At 65.3% G+C, this 18,265-nt stretch carries 19 protein-coding genes; 7 read left to right on the top strand and 12 right to left on the bottom strand.

From position 1 onward, the window contains the following. Positions 1-44 precede the first annotated feature (44 nt). The 12 genes from pal to NUU27_RS13770 all read right to left on the bottom strand — a co-directional run bounded on the left by pal (position 45) and on the right by NUU27_RS13770 (position 10,981). On the bottom strand, positions 45-551 hold the full coding sequence (pal, locus tag NUU27_RS13825) for a peptidoglycan-associated lipoprotein Pal (RefSeq protein ID WP_257762696.1): 507 nt from the start codon (positions 549-551) through the stop codon (positions 45-47). Positions 552-731: 180 nt separating this feature from the next. Continuing rightward, positions 732-2,045, bottom strand: coding sequence for a Tol-Pal system beta propeller repeat protein TolB (gene tolB, locus NUU27_RS13820; RefSeq protein ID WP_257762695.1), 1,314 nt, complete (start codon positions 2,043-2,045; stop codon positions 732-734). Positions 2,046-2,375: 330 nt separating this feature from the next. Next, positions 2,376-3,434 (bottom strand): hypothetical protein, encoded by a 1,059-nt coding sequence (locus tag NUU27_RS13815; RefSeq protein ID WP_257762694.1) that lies wholly within the window; start codon positions 3,432-3,434, stop codon positions 2,376-2,378. Positions 3,435-3,438: 4 nt separating this feature from the next. Then, entirely contained in the window at positions 3,439-3,891 is a 453-nt protein-coding gene (gene tolR, locus NUU27_RS13810; protein WP_257762693.1) for a protein TolR, read from the bottom strand. Positions 3,892-3,901: 10 nt separating this feature from the next. Continuing rightward, positions 3,902-4,615 (bottom strand): protein TolQ, encoded by a 714-nt coding sequence (gene tolQ, locus NUU27_RS13805; protein WP_257762692.1) that lies wholly within the window; start codon positions 4,613-4,615, stop codon positions 3,902-3,904. A 221-nt stretch (positions 4,616-4,836) separates the two neighbouring features. Continuing rightward, complete coding sequence (ybgC, locus tag NUU27_RS13800) at positions 4,837-5,301, bottom strand: tol-pal system-associated acyl-CoA thioesterase (RefSeq protein ID WP_308219967.1); 465 nt, start codon at positions 5,299-5,301, stop codon at positions 4,837-4,839. Beyond that, positions 5,298-6,344, bottom strand: coding sequence for a Holliday junction branch migration DNA helicase RuvB (ruvB, locus tag NUU27_RS13795; RefSeq protein WP_257762691.1), 1,047 nt, complete (start codon positions 6,342-6,344; stop codon positions 5,298-5,300). The genes ybgC and ruvB overlap by 4 nt, the downstream gene beginning before the upstream one ends. Before the next feature lie 88 nt (positions 6,345-6,432). Then, positions 6,433-7,050: a Holliday junction branch migration protein RuvA gene (ruvA, locus tag NUU27_RS13790; RefSeq protein ID WP_257762690.1), complete on the bottom strand. Its 618-nt coding sequence runs from the start codon at positions 7,048-7,050 to the stop codon at positions 6,433-6,435. After that, positions 7,047-7,562 (bottom strand): crossover junction endodeoxyribonuclease RuvC, encoded by a 516-nt coding sequence (gene ruvC / locus NUU27_RS13785; RefSeq protein WP_257762689.1) that lies wholly within the window; start codon positions 7,560-7,562, stop codon positions 7,047-7,049. Before ruvC ends, ruvA begins: the two co-directional genes overlap by 4 nt. Before the next feature lie 81 nt (positions 7,563-7,643). Next, positions 7,644-8,177 carry a DUF1465 family protein gene (locus NUU27_RS13780; RefSeq protein ID WP_257762688.1) on the bottom strand — a complete coding sequence of 178 codons (534 nt, stop codon included), beginning with the start codon at positions 8,175-8,177 and terminating at the stop codon, positions 7,644-7,646. A 338-nt stretch (positions 8,178-8,515) separates the two neighbouring features. Continuing rightward, a complete protein-coding gene (locus tag NUU27_RS13775) occupies positions 8,516-10,147 on the bottom strand; it encodes an acyl-CoA synthetase (protein WP_257762699.1) in 1,632 nt (543 codons plus the stop codon). A 60-nt stretch (positions 10,148-10,207) separates the two neighbouring features. Beyond that, positions 10,208-10,981 carry a sulfite exporter TauE/SafE family protein gene (locus NUU27_RS13770; RefSeq protein ID WP_257762687.1) on the bottom strand — a complete coding sequence of 258 codons (774 nt, stop codon included), beginning with the start codon at positions 10,979-10,981 and terminating at the stop codon, positions 10,208-10,210. A gap of 228 nt (positions 10,982-11,209) precedes the next feature. On the opposite strand from NUU27_RS13770, the gene NUU27_RS13765 reads away from it, so the two are divergent. The 7 genes from NUU27_RS13765 to NUU27_RS13735 all read left to right on the top strand — a co-directional run bounded on the left by NUU27_RS13765 (position 11,210) and on the right by NUU27_RS13735 (position 18,231). Beyond that, positions 11,210-11,857, top strand: coding sequence for a thiamine phosphate synthase (locus NUU27_RS13765; RefSeq protein ID WP_374566834.1), 648 nt, complete (start codon positions 11,210-11,212; stop codon positions 11,855-11,857). Between the two features lie 2 nt (positions 11,858-11,859). Beyond that, positions 11,860-12,882 carry a tetratricopeptide repeat protein gene (locus NUU27_RS13760; RefSeq protein WP_257762686.1) on the top strand — a complete coding sequence of 341 codons (1,023 nt, stop codon included), beginning with the start codon at positions 11,860-11,862 and terminating at the stop codon, positions 12,880-12,882. 110 nt (positions 12,883-12,992) lie between these two features. Next, positions 12,993-13,556, top strand: coding sequence for an elongation factor P (efp, locus tag NUU27_RS13755; RefSeq protein WP_257762685.1), 564 nt, complete (start codon positions 12,993-12,995; stop codon positions 13,554-13,556). Between the two features lie 44 nt (positions 13,557-13,600). Further along, positions 13,601-14,395, top strand: coding sequence for an inositol monophosphatase family protein (locus NUU27_RS13750; protein WP_257762684.1), 795 nt, complete (start codon positions 13,601-13,603; stop codon positions 14,393-14,395). 226 nt (positions 14,396-14,621) lie between these two features. Further along, positions 14,622-15,632, top strand: coding sequence for a MotA/TolQ/ExbB proton channel family protein (locus NUU27_RS13745; RefSeq protein ID WP_257762683.1), 1,011 nt, complete (start codon positions 14,622-14,624; stop codon positions 15,630-15,632). Between the two features lies 1 nt (position 15,633). Continuing rightward, on the top strand, positions 15,634-16,665 hold the full coding sequence (locus NUU27_RS13740) for a peptidoglycan -binding protein (RefSeq protein ID WP_257762682.1): 1,032 nt from the start codon (positions 15,634-15,636) through the stop codon (positions 16,663-16,665). 81 nt (positions 16,666-16,746) lie between these two features. Next, entirely contained in the window at positions 16,747-18,231 is a 1,485-nt protein-coding gene (locus NUU27_RS13735) for a carboxypeptidase M32 (protein WP_257762681.1), read from the top strand. The last annotated feature ends 34 nt before the right edge of the window (positions 18,232-18,265 follow it).

Genomic DNA, 18,265 nt, shown 5'->3' with positions numbered 1-18,265 from the left:
CGCCCTTCCGGGCAGCGCGGCCTTTTGTTGCCGTGTTGCAGGTATCAGCTGCTGCCGCCGTTGAGCACGGTCACCGCGCGGCGGTTCTGCGTCCAGCACGAGATGTCGTCGCAGGTCGCCACCGGGCGCTCCTTGCCGTAGGAGATGGTGCGGATGCGGTTTGCCGCAACGCCGCGCGCCACCAGGAAGTCGCGTGCCGCCGCCGCGCGCCGGGCGCCCAGCGCCAGGTTGTATTCGCGCGTGCCGCGCTCGTCGGCGTGGCCCTCGAGCGTGATCGAATAGCTGGTGTACTGGTTCAGCCACTGCGCCTGCCGCGTCAGGACGCCCTGCGCATCGGCGCGGATGACCGAGGAATCGGTGTCGAAGAAAATGCGATCGCCGATGCTGACGGTGAACTCCTGCTGCGAGCCGGGAGGCCCGCCGGCACCGCCAAGACCGAGGTCAGCGGCCGAATTCGGCACGTTCTTCTGGTTCGCACATCCCGCTACCGCCAATGCGGCGACCAGGGCGACGCAGGCTGGATTTCTGGCTATGGCCGCGATGGAGCGCATGGCCACCTCTCCTTCAGATTTGAAAAATTTTGTTCAACGATCAGTAACCACGTTGCCGTTAAGGCCCCCTCAAGAAACGCGGTTAACGAAGCCTTACCGATCCGACTTTGGACCGTTATTTCGCGCAAACTAGCTTAAAATGCGGCAGAAACGCGACATGGCCGCCGGGCCGTCCCGCGGCTACTCGAGCAGCGGCGACCAGGCGGGATCAGAACCGAAATTGGCCGTCGGGATCTTCTGCTCGTGGCGGCCGGTCAGGTCGATCGAATAGAGCTGCGGGCCACCCGATCCTGCCGGCTGGCGGAAGAACATCAGGACACGCCCGTTCGGCGCCCAGGTCGGCCCCTCCTGCAGGAAGCCGGAGGACAGGATGCGCTCGCCCGAACCGTCGGTGCGCATGACGCCGATCTGGAACTCGCCACCGGTCTGCTTGGTGAAGGCGATGAGATCGCCGCGCGGCGACCACACCGGCGTCGAATAGGTGCCGTCACCGAAGGAAATGCGCTGCGGATTGCCGCCCTCGGCGCTCATCACGTAGATCTGCGCGCGGCCGCCGCGGTCCGAGGTGAACACCACCTGCGTGCCGTCGGGCGAATAGGAAGGCGATGTGTCGATGGCGTTGGCCGTCGTCAGCCGCGTCGTGTTGCGGCTGCGCAGGTCCATGGCGAAGATGTTGGAATTGCCGTCGTCGCGCAACAGGCTCATGACGATGCGCTGGCCATTGGGCGAGAAGCGCGGTGCGAAGGTCATGCCGGGGAAGTTGCCGACCAGCTCGCGCTGACCGGTCTCGAGCTGCAGCAGATAGACCTGCGGCTGGCCGCCCTCATAGGACATGTAGGTGATTTCCTGGCGCGTCGGCGAGAAGCGCGGCGTCAGGACGATCGAGCGGCCGTCGGTGAGGAAGCGCTGGTTGGCACCGTCCTGATCCATGATAGCGAGCCGCTTCACGCGGTTGTTGCGTGGGCCGGATTCGTCCACATAGACGATGCGCGTGTCGAAATAGCCGGTTTCGCCGGTCAGCCGCTGATAGATGCTGTCGGCGATGATGTGGGCGATGCGCCGCCATTTGTCCTTGCTCGAAAAGAACTGCTCGCCGACCAGCTGCTGGCCTGCGAACGTGTCCCACAGGCGGTATTCGGCGCGCAGGCGGCCGTCGCCCGTCTCCGTCACCTTGCCCGTCACCAGCGCCTGCGCGTTGATTACCGTCCAGTCCTGGAAGCGGGGCGCGGCGTCCGGATTCGAGATCTTCTCGATGAAGGCGCCTTTTTCGATCGGCGCGAAGAGGCCCGAGCGCCTCAGATCGGCTTCGACCACGCCGGCGATCTCCGCGCCCTTGCCGTCGGCCGAGATGAACTCGGTGATGGCGATCGGCAGCGGCTCGACGACGCCCTTGTTGATGTCGATTTCCACCAGCGCGCGTGCCGGCAAGGTTGCCATGACGAACCCCGCGGCCATCGCCGCAATCAAGAAGGTGGCTCTCACGAAAGTCTGCATTTGCTCTGGCCTCTCCCACTTCGGTTAGGCTTCAGTCCCCATCGCTGTGCGGATGGTGCCATGGTTAGGGGCAGGACCTATGAATATGGCCGCAATGGTCGGCCTGATTTGTGCGGATACGCGGAGCAGGACCGCAGGAAGACTTCACGTCTTTCAAGGTCTTGCGACAAAGTAGCCCGTGCAAATCAGGCCGATCCGAAGGACGCTCGATAGACCGGCGCGCTGCCGCGTCAAAGCCCTTGACCGGGGGAAAGACCCCGCTCTGCGGGCTTTTCCTTGCATCTCTTGGTCTATCGAGCGCCATTGTGGTCATATTCATAGGTCCTGACCCTAAAACATGTCGCTTGGATCGAAATGGACGATGACATCCGCCCATGCTTCGTATTTTTCGGCCGGCAGGTTGTAGGGCGCGCACTGCAGCACGGCGCGGCGCGCCGACTCGGCTGCCGCCCGCTCCACCATCGAGCCGTTGCCGCCGGAAATGATCTGCGGGCTGCCCTCAATGGCACCGCTGGCGTCGAGCCGCAGCTGGATCGAGACCTTCAGGTTCTCCGCATCGAGCGCGCCGGCCGGCACGTTCCAGCAGCGCTGGATCTGGCCGCGCAGCGCGTCCATCTCGCTCTGCGTCAGCTTTTGTCCGGAGGTCTTGCGCTCGCCGCCGAGGGAGGCCTTTTCCTGCGAGCGCTTCGCGCCGCCGCCCGAGGCTTTGTCCTTGTTGAGAAGCGCGGCGACCTCGTCGAACAGCTTGTCGGAATCCTGCGTCTTCGGTTTCGAGGCCGTCTTCTGCACCGGCTTTTCGGAATCCTTGCGCTCCGGCGCCTTGGCGGTGCTCGCCTTCGGAGGCTGGGGCCTTGCCTGCGGCACGGGCGCGGTGTTCGGAAGGCTCACGCTCTCGGCCTCCGGGCTTTCCGCGACGATCGTCTCGGCCACGGGGTCGGGCTTGACCTCCTGCTTGGGCTGCGGCTGCGGGCGCACCTCAGTGGCCGGTACGGGGGTCTTTTCCGCCTTGGCCTCCTGGGTTTCGGGCTGCGGTTTCGGCTCGGGCTTGGGCTGCGGCTTCGGCGAAGGCGGCGGTTCGGCTGCCTGCTCGACCTCGCGCGGCTTGCTCTGCGGCGTCGGCGGCGTCTTCAGGTCGACATCGTTTTCGCCGGCCTTCTGCGCGTCCGGCACCGGGTCAGGGCGCTTGGTGGGCGTCGGCGCGGGCTTTTCGGAAAGCTCGGCCTTCTTGTCGCCCTCCTGGATCTGCGTGATCGATTCGATGGGGATGATGTCCACCGGCAGCGCCTCGACATCCGTCACCTCATAGGCGCGCGGCGCCGACAGCGAAAACAGCCCGACACCGAGCAGCGCTGCATGAAGCGTAACCGATGTGACGAGACCCGTCTTCATCCGGTCAGTTTTCCTGTTCCTGTAAGGTCACCAGCCCGAGATTGCGGTAGCCGGCCGCCGAGATGCGCGCCATCACCTGCATGACGGTGCCGTAATCGGCCGAGCGGTCGCCGCGCACATAGATGCGCTCGTCGTATCCCGACCGCGCGATCGCCTGCAGCTTCGCCACCACCTCGTTCAGCGGAACCTCGGTTTCCTGCAGATAGACCTGCCCCTTGTCGTTCACCGAAACGGTGATCGGCTGGGTTTCCGAATTGAGCGCCCGTGCCTGCGTCTCCGGCAGGTCGATGGGCACGCCGACCGTCAACAGGGGGGCTGCGACCATGAAGATGATGAGCAGCACCAGCATCACGTCGACGAACGGCGTGACGTTGATTTCCGAAATCAGGCCGGTGCGCGATCCGCGCCTGCCGCGCCGCCGCCCGCCATTGCCTGCCGTACCGACTGACATCCCCATATCCAGACTCCTAAGCGGCCTTGGCAGCGACCTTTTCGTCGATCTGCCGCGACAGGATGGTTGAAAACTCGTCCGCGAAGCCTTCCATGCGGCCGCCCAGCTTGCCAGCATCCGACGACAGCTTGTTGTAGGCGATGACCGCCGGGATGGCTGCGAGCAGGCCGATTGCCGTCGCCAGCAGCGCCTCGGCGATGCCGGGCGCCACCACCGCCAGGTTGGTGGATTTCGAGCCGGCGATCGCCTGGAACGAGGTCATGATGCCGACCACCGTGCCGAACAGGCCGATAAAGGGCGCCGAGGACCCGATCGAGGCGAGGAAGCCGAGCCGGCTTTCGAGCCGCTCCATCTCGCGCGTCAGCGCCAGGTCCATGGCCTTGTCGATGCGCGTCTGCAAGCCGATCGGCGAGCGAGCGCCCTTCTCGAAGCTCTTCTTCCACTCGCGCATGGCGGCGACGAAGATCGATCCCATGCCGGAGGTCTTGCGTTCCGAAAGGGCACGATAGAGGTCTTCGAGCGACTGACCGGACCAGAAGGTCTTCTCAAAACGGTTGAGCGCGGTCCGCATGCGCGCATAGGCGATCAGCTTGTCGATGATGATGGCCCAGGTCCAGACCGAGGCAACGAGAAGCCCGATCATCACCAGCTTGACCACCCATCCGGCCTGCCAGAACAGCGCCCAGATCGACAACTCCCCACCCGGTGCGGCGAGCGTAACACTTTCCATGGATCATCATCCTCTTAAGATCAGGGCGGCGTACATCTCGGTTCCGGTCGCGCCCCCGCTTGCGTGCCGTTGCCCTCGTCTACTCCGAGGCGTCTCCGCAAGATGCTTCAGCGCTCCTTTTTCCGGGAAATTTTGGTGAAAGGAAGGCGCACGGATTCGCGACGGATTTCATGAATTTCTTCATGACCCGTTATGGTTAATTAAGCGTTAGGAATCGCGGATCAGCCTGATTTTGGCGCGAATGCAGCGAGCCACTCCTTCGGAAACCGCCGCGGCTTGCCCCCGCTGCCGATGATGGCGGCCTCCACCTTTGCTTCGACGAGGACATCTTCATCGCGCAGCAGTCTCTGCGCCATGAAGATGCGTGCGCCCGAGATCGCCTCGGTCCGCGTCTCGATGGTGACGATGTCGTCGATACGTGCAGGCTGGCGAAAATCGATCTCCATGCGCCGCACCACCCAGGCCAGCGTTTCGCCATGCTTGCCGTCCGCCAGCTCGGTGTGATGGACGCCCGCAAGCCGCAGGAAATCGGACCGCCCCCGCTCGAGAAACTCCAGATACCGGGCGTGGTAGACGACGCCGGTGAAGTCCGTGTCGGCAAAATAGACGCGCGCCGCCAGCCGATGGCCGAAGGAGGTGAGCTCTCCGGCAAGGCCGACGCTGGGGTTGCCCGCCTTGCCGCTCATTCGTCCTCTCCCTGCTGGAACAGGCTGATCTGCGTCTGGGCGAGTTCCTTCGGCGGCTGCAGCCCCATGTGGCGCCACGCCTTGGCGGCCAGCACCCGCCCGCGCGGCGTGCGCTGGATGAAGCCCTGCTGGATCATGTAGGGCTCGATGATGTCCTCGATGGCATCGCGCGGCTCGGAGAGGGCGGCCGCTATGGTCTCGATGCCGACCGGCCCGCCGCCGAAATTCTCGACGATCATGGTCAGGTAGCGCCGGTCGAGCTGATCGAGCCCGAGCGCATCCACCTCGAGCCGCGACAGGGCCTCGTCGGCCACCTTGCGCGTTACCTCGCTCACCCCCGCCACCGTCGCGAAGTCGCGAACGCGGCGCAGCAGGCGGCCGGCGATGCGCGGTGTCCCGCGCGCCCGGCGGGCGATTTCCTCCGCCCCGTCGCCGGCCAGCGGCAGGCCGAGAATGCGCGCCCCCCGCGTGACGATCGATTGCAGCTCGTCGACCGTGTAGAAGTCGAGCCGCACGGGAATGCCGAACCGGTCGCGCAGCGGCGTGGTGAGCAGGCCGAGACGGGTCGTCGCGGCCACCAGCGTGAACTTGGCGAGATCGATCTTCACCGAACGCGCGGCAGGCCCCTCGCCGATGATCAGGTCGAGCTGGAAATCCTCCATCGCCGGATAGAGGATTTCCTCCACCGCCGGATTGAGCCGGTGGATCTCGTCGATGAAGAGCACGTCGCGCTCTTCCAGATTGGTCAGAAGCGCCGCCAGGTCGCCGGCCTTGGCAATGACCGGGCCAGAAGTGGAGCGGAAATTGACGCCTAGCTCGCGCGCCATGATCTGCGCCAGCGTCGTCTTGCCGAGGCCCGGCGGGCCGACGAAGAGCACGTGGTCGAGCGCCTCGCCGCGACCGCGCGCCGCCTCGACGAAAACCTTGAGATTGGCGCGCGCCGCCTTCTGGCCGACGAACTCGTCCAGCGACTGCGGCCGCATGGTGGCGTCGATGTCCTCGCCGCGCTTGTCGGCGGAAATGAGCCGGTCGGCATCCGTCATCCGCAAATTTCCATTTCTCTAGATCACGCTGGACCGATGCTGGTGGTCCGACCGAAACAGATGGTACCCATCTGTTGGGACCGCACCACTACCGCGCCAGCTCCTTCAGGCCAAGCCTAATCAGCGTGCCCGCATCCGCGCCCTCGCCGGCGTTCTTGAGGGCGGCGGCGACGGCATTTGCCGCGATGTCGCGCGAATAGCCGAGATTGGCGAGCGCGGAGACCGCGTCGGCGACGGGCGTCGGCGCCACGCCCTCGCCCAGCTCCTGCTTGAGGCCGATCGTGCCGCTCGCCTCGCCCGCATAGGCCGGCGCCTTGCTCTTCAGTTCGACGACGATGCGTTCGGCCACCTTCTTGCCGACCCCCGGCGCGCGCGCCACGGTCGCCGCATCCTTGAGGGCGATCGCATTGGCGAGCTCCGGCGCCGAAAGGGTCGACAGCACCGACAAAGCCACCTTGGCGCCGACGCCCTGCACATTGTTCTGCAGCAGGCGGAACCACTCGCGGTCCAGCGCCGTGCGGAACCCGTAGAGCCGGATCATGTCCTCGCGCACATAGGTCTCGACGAACAGCGTCGTCGCGGTGCCCGCTTCCAGGCCCGACAGCGTGCGCGCCGGACAATAGGCGACATAGCCGACACCGCCCACGTCGATGATGCAATGATCCTCGCCGATCTCGTCGACGAGCCCCTTCAGTTTGCCGATCATTTCAAGGTTTCCAGTGCGAGGCGGCCGACCGCCGATTGCCGGTGATGCGCATGACAGATGGCGATGGCGATGGCGTCGGCGGCGTCGTCCGTGTCGAACCTCGCTTTCGGCATCAGCACCTTGACCATCATGTGAATCTGTTTCTTGTCGCCATGGCCGACCCCGATCACCGCCTTCTTGACCGCATTCGGCGCATATTCGGCCACGCGCAGCCCGGCACGGGCGGGAACCAGCATGGCGATGCCGCGGGCCTGGCCGAGCTTCAACGTCGCGGTGGCATCCTTGTTGACGAAGGTCGCCTCCACCGCCGCCTCGTCCGGCCTGTGGTCGTGGACGATGTCGGCCAGCCCGTCATGCAACTGGCACAGGCGCGATGCGAGGTCCGCCTTGTCGTCGGAGCGCACGGTGCCGGCACCGACGAAGCGCAGGGAGTTGCCCTGCGCGTCGATGACGGCCCAGCCGGTGCGCCTGAGGCCGGGGTCTATCCCGATGATGCGAATCGCCATGTTCATGGCCCACCATAGCCGCGCGCGAGCCCGTTGCCACGCAGCGACTTTCCCCGGCCGGTCGCGAAAATGGTGCCGGCGTCGCTTTCAGCGATGCCCGAAGGCCGTCTTGAGAAGGGTGATCTGCTCGAACACGGGATTCGTGCTGAGCAGGGCCAGAGGGTCGGTCTCCTGCGCCTCGGTCCCGTATATCTCGTCGTCCATCCGGCGGACCAGATCCTGCAGGCGCAGGGATCGCACCACGAGACCGCGAAACGCTTCCGGCAGAGCCAACCAGTCCGGGGCCTTGTCCTGCGGCGAGGTCGTGTCGAGGCGGACCTTGGATTTTTCCGCCGCCACCTGATCGCGCGTCATCTCGCCGGCGTTGGCGGCGCGCTGCAGGAGAAGCCAGGAGGCAAGCTGCATCAGGCGCGTGGTGAGCCGCATGGATTCGGCCGCGTAAAGGGCCGCAGCGGTCGGCGACAGCGCCTTGGCGGAGGCCCGCCCCTCGCCGTCGAGATACTCGGCGGCCTCCTCGACCAGTCCCATGCCCTGGTTGTAGAGCGGCTTGAAGGAATCCGAGAAAACACGATGTTCGGCCAGCTTGATCGTTGTCGCGCGACCGGTCCCGCCTTCAATCATTTTGCTTACGCCCCACCAAGATCGACTTGCCGGTTCTGCGACCGGACTGCCCTTACAATCATACTCATACGAGAGCCTCAATGACTGCGGCTCATGGCCAAAATGCGCCCGTCCACAGCCGTTGGCAAGCTTATCCTTAATAAAGGGTTAACATCCCCAAATGGCCAAAAAAAGAGCCGCGATGGCGGCTCTCAGGAGTTTTAAACAGGGAGGCGTCAAACAGAATGGCTCCAGCCACTCGGTAAGAATCCAGATCACTGGATAAGCACAGTAAACGCACGTAAAGCTTAATGAATGGTTAACGGAAGACGCGAATGTCGTTTCAAATAGTTTCTACTTCATAGCCTTGCGGCCATCTCCCGCAGCCTGAATTTTTGAATCTTACCCGTCGAAGTCTTTGGAATTTCAGAGAAAATAACGCTCTTAGGGCATTTGAAATGCGCCAGAAGCGCCCGGCAATGGTTGAGGATCTCGCTCTCCGTCGCCGTGCGGCCGGGCTTCAGTTCGACGAAGGCGACCGGCGTTTCCCCCCATTTCTCGTGCGTCTTCGCCACCACGCCGCAGGCGGCGATCGCCGGATGCTTGTAGAGCGCATCCTCCACCTCGATGGAGGAGATGTTCTCGCCGCCGGAGATGATGATGTCCTTGGAGCGGTCCTTCAGCTGGATATAGCCGTCGGGATGCACGACGCCCAAATCGCCCGAGTGGAACCAGCCGCCGGCAAAGGCCTCCTCGCTCGCCGCCTTGTTCTTCAGATACCCCTTCATCACGATGTTGCCGCGGAACATCACCTCGCCGATCGTCTCGCCGTCGCGCGGTGTCTCGGCCATGGTTTGCGGATCCATCACGGCAAGGCCCTCGAGCGCCGCGTAGCGCACCCCCTGACGCGCCTTGCGCATCGCCTGTCCGGCGCTGTCGAGCGCGTCCCATTCGCCCTTCCATTCGTTCACCACGGCCGGACCGTAAGTCTCGGTCAGGCCGTAGAGATGGGTGACCGCGAAACCGGCGTCGGCCATCCCCGAAAGGATGGATTCCGGCGGCGGGGCGGCCGCCGTGTTGAAGGTGACGGTCTGCGGAAAGTCCCGCTTCTCGCCGTCCGGCGCGTTGAGCAATGCCGACATGACGATGGGCGCGCCGCAAAGATGCGTGACGCCGTGATCGGCGATCGCATCATACATCGCCTTGGCGCGCACCCAGCGCAGGCACACATGCGTGCTGCCGGTGACCGCGAGCGTCCAGGGAAAGCACCAGCCGTTGCAGTGGAACATCGGCAGCGTCCACAGATAGACCGAGCCCCGGCCAAGACCGGCATGCACCGTATTGGCGTAGGCCATCAACGCCGCGCCGCGGTGATGATAGACGACCCCCTTCGGGTTGCCGGTCGTGCCCGACGTATAGTTCAGCGCGATCGCATCCCACTCGTCGTCCGGCATCGACCAGGCGAAATCCGCCCGGCCCGAGGCGAGGAAAGCCTCGTAATCGATGCTGCCGATGCGGTCGCCCTGCCCGTAGGGCGCGTCCTCCGGAAATTCCGGGTCGTCGTAATCGATCACCAGCGGTGATACGCTGGCCAGGGCCAGCGCCTCCTGCATCACGCCGGAGAATTCGCGGTCGACGATCACCACCTTGCTCTCGGCATGGTCTAGCTGGAAGGCGATGATCGCTGCATCGAGGCGGGTGTTGAGGGAATGAAGCACGGCCTTGACCATCGGCACGCCGTGATGGGCTTCCAGCATCGCCGGCGTGTTCGACAACATCACCGTCACCGTGTCGCCCTTGCCGATGCCGTGGCGCTCCAGCGCCGAAGCCAGCTTCAGCGAGCGCTCCCAGAATGCGGCGTAGGACAGGCGTTGCCGGCCGTGCACGACCGCTACTCGCTCGGGAAAGACCTTTGCGGCCCGCTCGAGGAACACGAGCGGCGTCAAGGGCTGGTAATTGGCGGAGTTCTTGTCGAGATCCCGCTCATACATGTTTTCAGCCACCAGAATCCTCCCGTTTTTTTGTCTATTAAGCACACGCGCTGAACAGCGTCACCACCCCAGAAGATCGGACAGGCCGTCATGGATGAGCTTCAGCGAAACGATGAGCACCATGCCATACATGAACGGGTAGAAGACCGCCGGCTTCATGCGCTTGATCACCCAGACACCGGTCAGCGTGGCGACCGGTGCCAGCGGCACCAGCATCAGGGAGGCCGTCAGGTTCGCCTGGTCGAACTGGCCGAGCGCGAAATAGGGGATCAGCTTCACCGCGTTGACCACCGCGAAGAAGATCACGCTGGTGCCGGTGTAGAGCTTCGGATCCTGCTTCAGGGGCAGGGCGTAGACCTGGTAGGGTGGTCCGCCGGCGTGGGCGACGAAGCTGGTGAAGCCGGCGGTCGCGCCCCAGAACAGGCCGCGCGGCGCGCTGTGGCTCGCGATGCGGTCGCGCCCGCCCAGCTTTTCGCTCAGCCAGCGCAGGAAGAAGGCCAGCGCCACCAGGCCGACGATGACCCGGACGTGCCCTTCCGTCACCACGGCCGCCGTCGCCCAGCCGATGGCGATGCCGAGAAGGGCACCAGGCAGCATGATCGACAGCGTGCGCGGATCGAAAAAGCCGCGCCAGGCCCACAGCGAAACCATGTCCATGACGATGAGGATCGGCAGCAGGATCGCCGCCGCCTGCACCGGCGGCACGACCAGCGACAGCAGCGGCACACCCAGCAGCGCCATGGCTCCGCCGAAACCGCCTTTTGACAGCCCGACCAGAAAGACGGCCGGTAGCGCGGCGAGGTAGAATGTGGGGTCGGTCAGGATTGGCGTCATCGAGGATCGGTCGTGCGGCCCGACGGCCGGGCGGGAACAGGCATAGCGCCATCGCCCCGTTTTGGCGAGGGGGCAGCCGGTTTCGTGCCACTTTCATTCAGCCGGGCATTCAGCCGGGGCGATTCTCCTTGTCGCGCGCCCCACGCTTCGTCTATGCCCCATTCAAACCAAAATGGCGGGCCAAAAACGAGGCCCGGTCGGCCGTCGAGAGCCAGGAGTGATGAGACCATGCAGAACCGCTGCCGCCTCGTGCTGATTGCCCCGCCGCCCGAACTGGCCGCCAATGACGACAGCCACGTGGAGGCCGCGCTTGCCGCCGGCGACGTGGCATCGCTGATCATACCCGATTACGGCCAGGACGAAGTGAGCTTCCAGGCGCGCGCCGAGCGGCTGACGCCGCTCGCCCAGGCGCGCGGGATCGCCGTGATGATCGCCGGTGCGCCGCGCATCGCCGCGCGCGCCAAGGCCGACGGCATCCATGTCGAAGGTCCGCTCGCCGATCTCGCCGGGACGGCGGAGAAATACCGCGACCGCCTGATGATCGGCGCCGGCGCCATCAAGACCCGCGACGATGCGCTGGAGCGCGGCGAGATGCAGCCCGACTATGTGTTCTTCGGCCGCTTCGGATACGACAACAAGCCCGAGCCGCATCCGCGCAACCTCACTCTGGCGTCATGGTGGTCGCAGATGGTCGAGCTGCCATGCATCGTGCTCGGCGGCAACGAGGTGGCATCGGTCACCGCGGTGGCTGAGAGCGGAGCGGATTTCGTCGCCCTCTGTGCGGCCGTGTTCTCCGACGACACGGATCCTGCCAGGGCGGTTGCCGAGGCCAACGCCATTCTTGATCGAACGGCACCGGAATTCGAAGAGGCCTGAGCATGAGAGCGCGCCATCGTCCGATCGGCTTCCTGACCGCCGCCCTGCTGGCGCTGGCCGACCCGGCCTTTGCCGCGGCGGACCAGGCGGTCGATCCGAAGATCGCCGACGAACCGCTCGCCGATCGGCTTCAGCCGCCCGGCGACAGGCCGCTCGACAGTCCGACCGTCGACCAGGTCGATCCCAACCGCTTCGGCCACCTCCCCGATGCCGCCTACGGGGCGTTCCAGCGCGGCTACTACATCACCGCGCACAATCTCGCATTGCCGCGCGCCGAAAACGGCGACCCGGCGGCGCAGACCCTGGTGGCGGAGATCTATGCGCGCGGGCTCGGCATGCCGCGCGACGCGAAGAAGGCCGCCCAATGGTATGCCAAGGCGGCCGAACAGGGGGTCCCGGAGGCCCAGTTCCAATATGCGCTGATGCTGCTCGACGGCACGTTCGTCGGAAAGGATTCCGACCGCGCCTATGAACTGATGCGGATCGCCGCCGACAGCGGCAACCGGCTGGCGCAGTTCAACCTCGCGCAGATGATGCTCGACCGGCATCCGGGACTGGAGAGCGAGAAGCGCGCCGTCGGCTATTACGAGAAGGCCGCGAATGCCGGCCTCGCCGATGCGCAATATGCGATGGCCCAGGTCTATGCCAACGGTTTCGGCGGCAAGGCCGCCGACGACAGGAAGGCCCGCGACTGGCTGCTGCGCTCGGCAACCCAGGGCTTCGACACGGCGCAGCTCGATCTCGGCACCTGGATGGTCGACGGCCGCGGAGGCCCGCGCGACACGGCGACCGGCTTCAACTGGCTGAAGCGCGCCGCGGAAGGCGGCAACATCGCCGCCCAGAACCGGCTCGCCAAGCTCTACCGGGCCGGCGTCGGCACCGAGCCCCGCCCCCGTGAAGCCGCCGCCTGGTATATCTCCGCACGCCGCGCCGGCCTGATCGATCGCGAGATGGAGGATTTCCTCGCCGGCCTCACGCCGGAGGAAATGAAGGAGGCCATCCAGCGCGCCAACCGGCTGCGCTGACCTTTTCGGCAACGGAAACGGTGTGCGTCTTGCCTTGGCAGGCGTTTTGTGGTCTTGGAGGCGCCAAATCGCGCGCTTTGACGCGCCGAAGACCCGCAGGACGATTCAGCATGAAAATCAACGGCAACGAAATCCGCCCCGGCAACGTCATCGAGCATAATGGCGGCCTCTGGGTCGCGGTCAAGACCAACGCGGTGAAGCCCGGCAAGGGCGGCGCCTACAACCAGGTCGAACTGAAGAACCTGATCGACGGCACCAAGCTCAACGAGCGTTTCCGCGCCGCCGAGACGGTGGAGAAGGTCCGTCTCGAGCAGAAGGACTTCACCTTCCTCTACGAACAGGGCGAGGCCCTGGTCTTCATGGATTCCGAATCCTACGAGCAGCTCGAGCTGCAGAAGGATTTCGTCGGCGACCGCGCCGCCTTCCTGCAGGATGGCATGACGGTGACCGTCGAGCTCTACGAGGAAAAGCCGATCGGCATCTCGCTGCCGGACCAGGTGACCCTCGAGGTCGTCGAAGCCGATCCGGTGGTGAAGGGCCAGACGGCCGCCTCTTCCTATAAGCCCGCGGTGATGGAGAACGGCGTCCGGGTGATGGTTCCGCCGTTCATCCAGGCCGGCGAGAAGATCATCGTCGACACCAACGAAATCACCTATCTGCGGCGCGGCGAATAACCCCGCGCGCTACCATACGAATAAAAGGCGAAGGCTGAGGTTTCATGGCCCGTTCGGCGATCATCAACGTTATGGTTTCGGCTGCCATGAAGGCGGGCCGCTCGCTGTCGCGTGACTTCGGCGAGGTGCAGAACCTGCAGGTCTCGCTGAAAGGTCCCGGCGACTATGTCAGCCAGGCCGACCGCAAGGCCGAAGAGATCATTCACGCGGAACTCGCGCGCGCCCGGCCCGGCTACTCCTTCCTGATGGAGGAGAGCGGCACGGTCGAAGGAGACGACCCGCAGCATCGCTGGATTGTCGACCCGCTCGACGGCACGACGAACTTCCTGCACGGCATCCCGGTCTTTTCGATCTCAATCGCCCTCGAGCGGCAGGGCCAGATCGTCGCCGGCGTCATCTACAATCCGGCGATGGACGAACTCTACACCGCCGAGCGTGGCGGCGGCGCGTTCCTCAACGACCGACGCCTGCGCGTCGCGGCCCGCACCAAGCTCTCCGACGCGGTGATCGGCACCGGCATCCCGCATCTCGGCCGCGGCCACCATGGCAACGCCCTGCTCGACCTGCGCAACGTGATGGGCGAGACGGCCGGCATCCGCCGGCTGGGCTCGGCCGCCCTCGACCTCGCCTATGTCGCCGCCGGCCGCATGGACGGGTTCTGGGAGGACGCTCTGTCGCCCTGGGACATGGCGGCCGGCATCATCATGGTGCGCGAGGCCGGCGGTTTCGTTTCCGACAGGGACGGCGGCCAGGCGATCTTCGAGACCGGCAAGATCGTCGCCGGCAACGAGGCGATCCACCGCGCGCTGCTGAAGACCCTGGCAAAGCCGCTCAAATAGTCCATTTTCACCGCCGTCGGCACCGCAGGCTCCGACGCGCGGAACCGGAATGGTGAATCATCTCGACCGGTCGCCGGCTTCAGCAAACGGCGCCGGTTTCGTTCGACCGCACCGTGATTACCGTTCGTTCCGACCGCCTCACTTTCAATTTCGTCATATTTGCGATTAGAGTCGGCGATATCAGGAATCATTGCCGGTTCAGCGTCGCAACGGACACGAGGAGCAGATGGCCTTGCTGAAATCACGGGAGGATGACGAGCCGTCCATCGGGATCGACTATGATCCGCGCACCCTGTCCAGCCCCCAGGTCTTCCTCTATTCGATGCTGGTCTTCCTGGCGATCGCCGGCTTCGTCTCCGCGATCCTCTATCGCCAGATCTCCTCGGCCTTCCAGACCAATCCGGGGCTGAACGGCCTGATCCTCGGCGTTCTCCTGATCGGCGTTCTGCTCGCCTTCCTGCAGGTCACGCGCCTGTTCCGCGAGGTGCGCTGGGTCAATTCCTTCCGCATCGGCACGGAAGCCTCCGACCCCGTCCTGCTGGCGCCGATGAAGGCGCTTCTCAGCCGTGCTTCCTCCGTGGCGCTGTCGACCAGCTCGATGCGGTCGATCCTCGATTCCATCGCCACCAGGCTCGACGAGAGCCGCGACATCTCGCGCTACCTGATCGGCCTGCTGGTGTTTCTCGGCCTGCTCGGCACCTTCTGGGGCCTCTTGCAGACGATCGGCTCCATCGGCGACACCATCCAGTCGCTCGACCCCGCCTCGGGCAACGCCAACGATGTGCTCGATGCGTTGAAATCCGGCCTCTCGGCGCCGCTCGAGGGCATGGGCACGGCGTTTTCCTCGTCGCTGTTCGGCCTTTCCGGCTCGCTCATCCTGGGGTTCCTCGACCTGCAGGCGGGCCGGGCGCAGAACCGCTTCTACACCGAGCTCGAGAACTGGCTGTCGTCGGTCACCGACCTCGGCTCCGATCTCGTCGAGGGGCGCAACGGCACCTCCGAGGAGATGCAGGCGCTGGCCGAGAAGCTGCGCACCCTGCATGAAAACGGAACCGGCAACCCGCGTCTCGCAGCTTCGATGGCCAATCTTGCCGAAGGCATTTCCGGACTGGTCAAGAACATGCGCCAGGAACAGCAGATGATGCGTGACTGGGTGGAAGCCCAGGCGGAGGAGCAGAAGGCCATGCGCTCGACGCTCGAGAAGCTCGCCTCTTCGCTCAGAAAGCGGGAAGACTGACATGGCGCTGGCCCGCGCACGCCGCACAGACCGGCGCGTCGACTACTGGCCGGGTTTCGTCGATGCACTGGCGACACTTCTGCTCGCCATCATGTTCCTGCTTTCCGTCTTCGTGCTGGCGCAGTATTTCCTGAGCCAGGAGATCACCGGCAAGGACGCGGTGCTCGACCGGCTCAACGCACAGATCAACGAGTTGACGCAGCTTCTGTCGCTGGAGCAGGCCAATGCGCAGGATGCCGAGGATGCGCTTGCCAATCTGCGCGCCTCCCTCGCAGAGGCCGAAGCCGACAAATCCCGTCTCGAGCAGCTTCTGGCAAGCGGTGCCGGACAGGGCGAGGAAGCGGCGGCCCGCATCGGCGCCCTCACCGGCGAACTGGAAGGCGAACGGCAGATCAGCCAGCGCGCCCTGTCGCAGGTGGAATTGCTCAACCAGCAGATTTCCGCCCTGCGCAAGCAGATCGGCGCCCTGGAGGCGGCCCTCGAGGTTTCCGAGAAGCGCGACCGGGAATCGAACGCCAAGATCGCCGATCTCGGCCGCCGCCTCAACGTCGCGCTCGCCCAGCGCGTCCAGGAACTGAACCGCTACCGCTCCGACTTCTTCGGCCGCCTGCGCGAGATCCTGTCGGACCGCGAGAACATCCGCATCGTCGGCGACCGCTTCGTCTTCCAGTCGGAGGTGCTGTTTCCGTCGGGCGCCACGGAGATCAACCCGAACGGACAGGAGGAGATGCGCAAGCTCGCCGGTGCCATCCTCGAACTGCAGAAGGAAATCCCGCCGGAGATCAACTGGGTGCTGCGCGTCGACGGCCACACGGACGACGTGCCGCTGTCGGGCACGGGCCGTTTCCGCGACAATTGGGAGCTTTCGACGGCGCGCGCCACGGCGGTCGTCAAATTCCTGATCGAGAACGGCGTGCCGGCCAACCGCCTGGTCGCCGCCGGCTTTGGCGAGTTCCAGCCGCTCGACGACGCCGACGCCCCCGAGGCGAGAGCCAAGAACCGCCGCATCGAGCTGAAGCTCACCGAGCGCTGAACATCCTCGATCGCGCAATTGCGGTCTTGCGAAGACGTTCGTCTTCGTGTCCCTTGCCCGCGTCTTCAATTGAGGTGTCGCATGTCCTTCCAGAAACTCGATGAACTCGGCCACAAGCTCCAGGCCTTCGAGCACGCGCTCGCCATTCTCGGCGCCGACGAGGCGACCCACATGGCCCCCGGCGGCGGAGAGGCACGGGCCGAGGCGATGTCGACGCTGGCCGGCCTTGCTCACCGCCAGGCGAGTGCTCCCGAGATCGCCGACTGGATCGCCGCCGCCGAAGCGGAGGGCCTGAGCGCCGAGCAGAAGGCCGCCGTCGGCGAGTTCCGCCGCCACTACGTCAATCTGACCTGCCTGCCGACCGAATTCGTCGAGCGCCAGACGCGCACCCGCATGCGCTGCGAGCAGCTCTGGCGCGAGCTGCGAGCCAAGGGCGACTGGGCGGCCTTCCTGCCGGCGCTGGAAGGCGTGGTGGAGCTTGCCCGCGAGGAGGCCGGGCGGCGCGCCGAGGTGCTCGGCCTCGCCCCCTACGACGCGCTGATGGAACAGTTCGATCCCGGCAACCGCGTCGCCGACGTGGCGCCGATCTTCGCCGAGTTGAAGGCGTTCCTCGTCGATTTCGTCCCGCGGGCGCTGGATGCGCAGGCAAAACGCCGCGCGATGCATCCGCTTCGTCCACTGTCGGGCAATTATCCGATCGAGCGGCAGCGCGAGCTGGGGCTTGCCATGATGGCGGCCGTGGGCTTCGACCTGACGCGCGGCAGCCTGTCGGTCTCGCACCATCCCTTCTGCGGCGGCGTGCCGACGGACGTGCGCATCACCACGCGCTACAGGACCACCGAGTTCCTGTCGTCGCTGATGGGCATCCTGCACGAGACGGGGCACGCGCTCTACGAACAGAACCTGCCCCGGGAATGGGCGCACTGGCCGCTCGGCAAGGCGCGCGGTATGGCCATGCATGAGAGCCAGAGCCTGTTCGTCGAAAAGCAGATCGGCCGCAACCCGGCCTTCTGGGAATGGGCCTTGCCGGTGGTGGAAAAGCACCTCGGCGAGAAATGGTCGAAGGACGAGATCCTCGCCCACGTTCATCACGTGGAGCGCGGGCTGATCCGCGTCGATGCCGACGAGGTGACGTATCCCTTGCATGTCATCCTGCGTTTCGAGCTGGAGCAGGGCCTCATCTCAGGCACGCTGGAGGCGAAGGACCTGCCGGAGGCCTGGGACCAGAAGATGCGCGACTATCTCGGCCTGTCGACCATCGACGCGCCGGAAGACGGGCCGATGCAGGACGTGCATTGGCCCTCCGCCGCCTTCGGCTATTTCCCTTCCTATACGCTGGGCGCGATGATCGCCGCGCAGCAATGGGCGGCGATCGAAAAGGAGATTCCGGACGTCGAGGCACAGTTCGCGGGCGGACGGTTCGATGCGGTCAACGACTGGCGGCGCGAGCGGATCTGGTCGCAGGCCTCGCTCCTCTCAACGCCGGAGCTGATTGAGAAGGCGACCGGCGAGCCGCTCAACGTCGCGCATTTCCGCAGGCATCTGGAAATGCGCTACGGGGATTAGGGTCAGGAAGTCCCCTTGCCCCTCTTCGCAAAGC

It is taken from the genome of Nitratireductor sp. ZSWI3, from assembly GCF_024655565.1.
Classification (GTDB): domain Bacteria; phylum Pseudomonadota; class Alphaproteobacteria; order Rhizobiales; family Rhizobiaceae; genus Nitratireductor.
The sequence above is the reverse complement of the archived record's forward strand: the minus strand, read 5'-3'. Positions and strand labels throughout refer to the sequence as shown.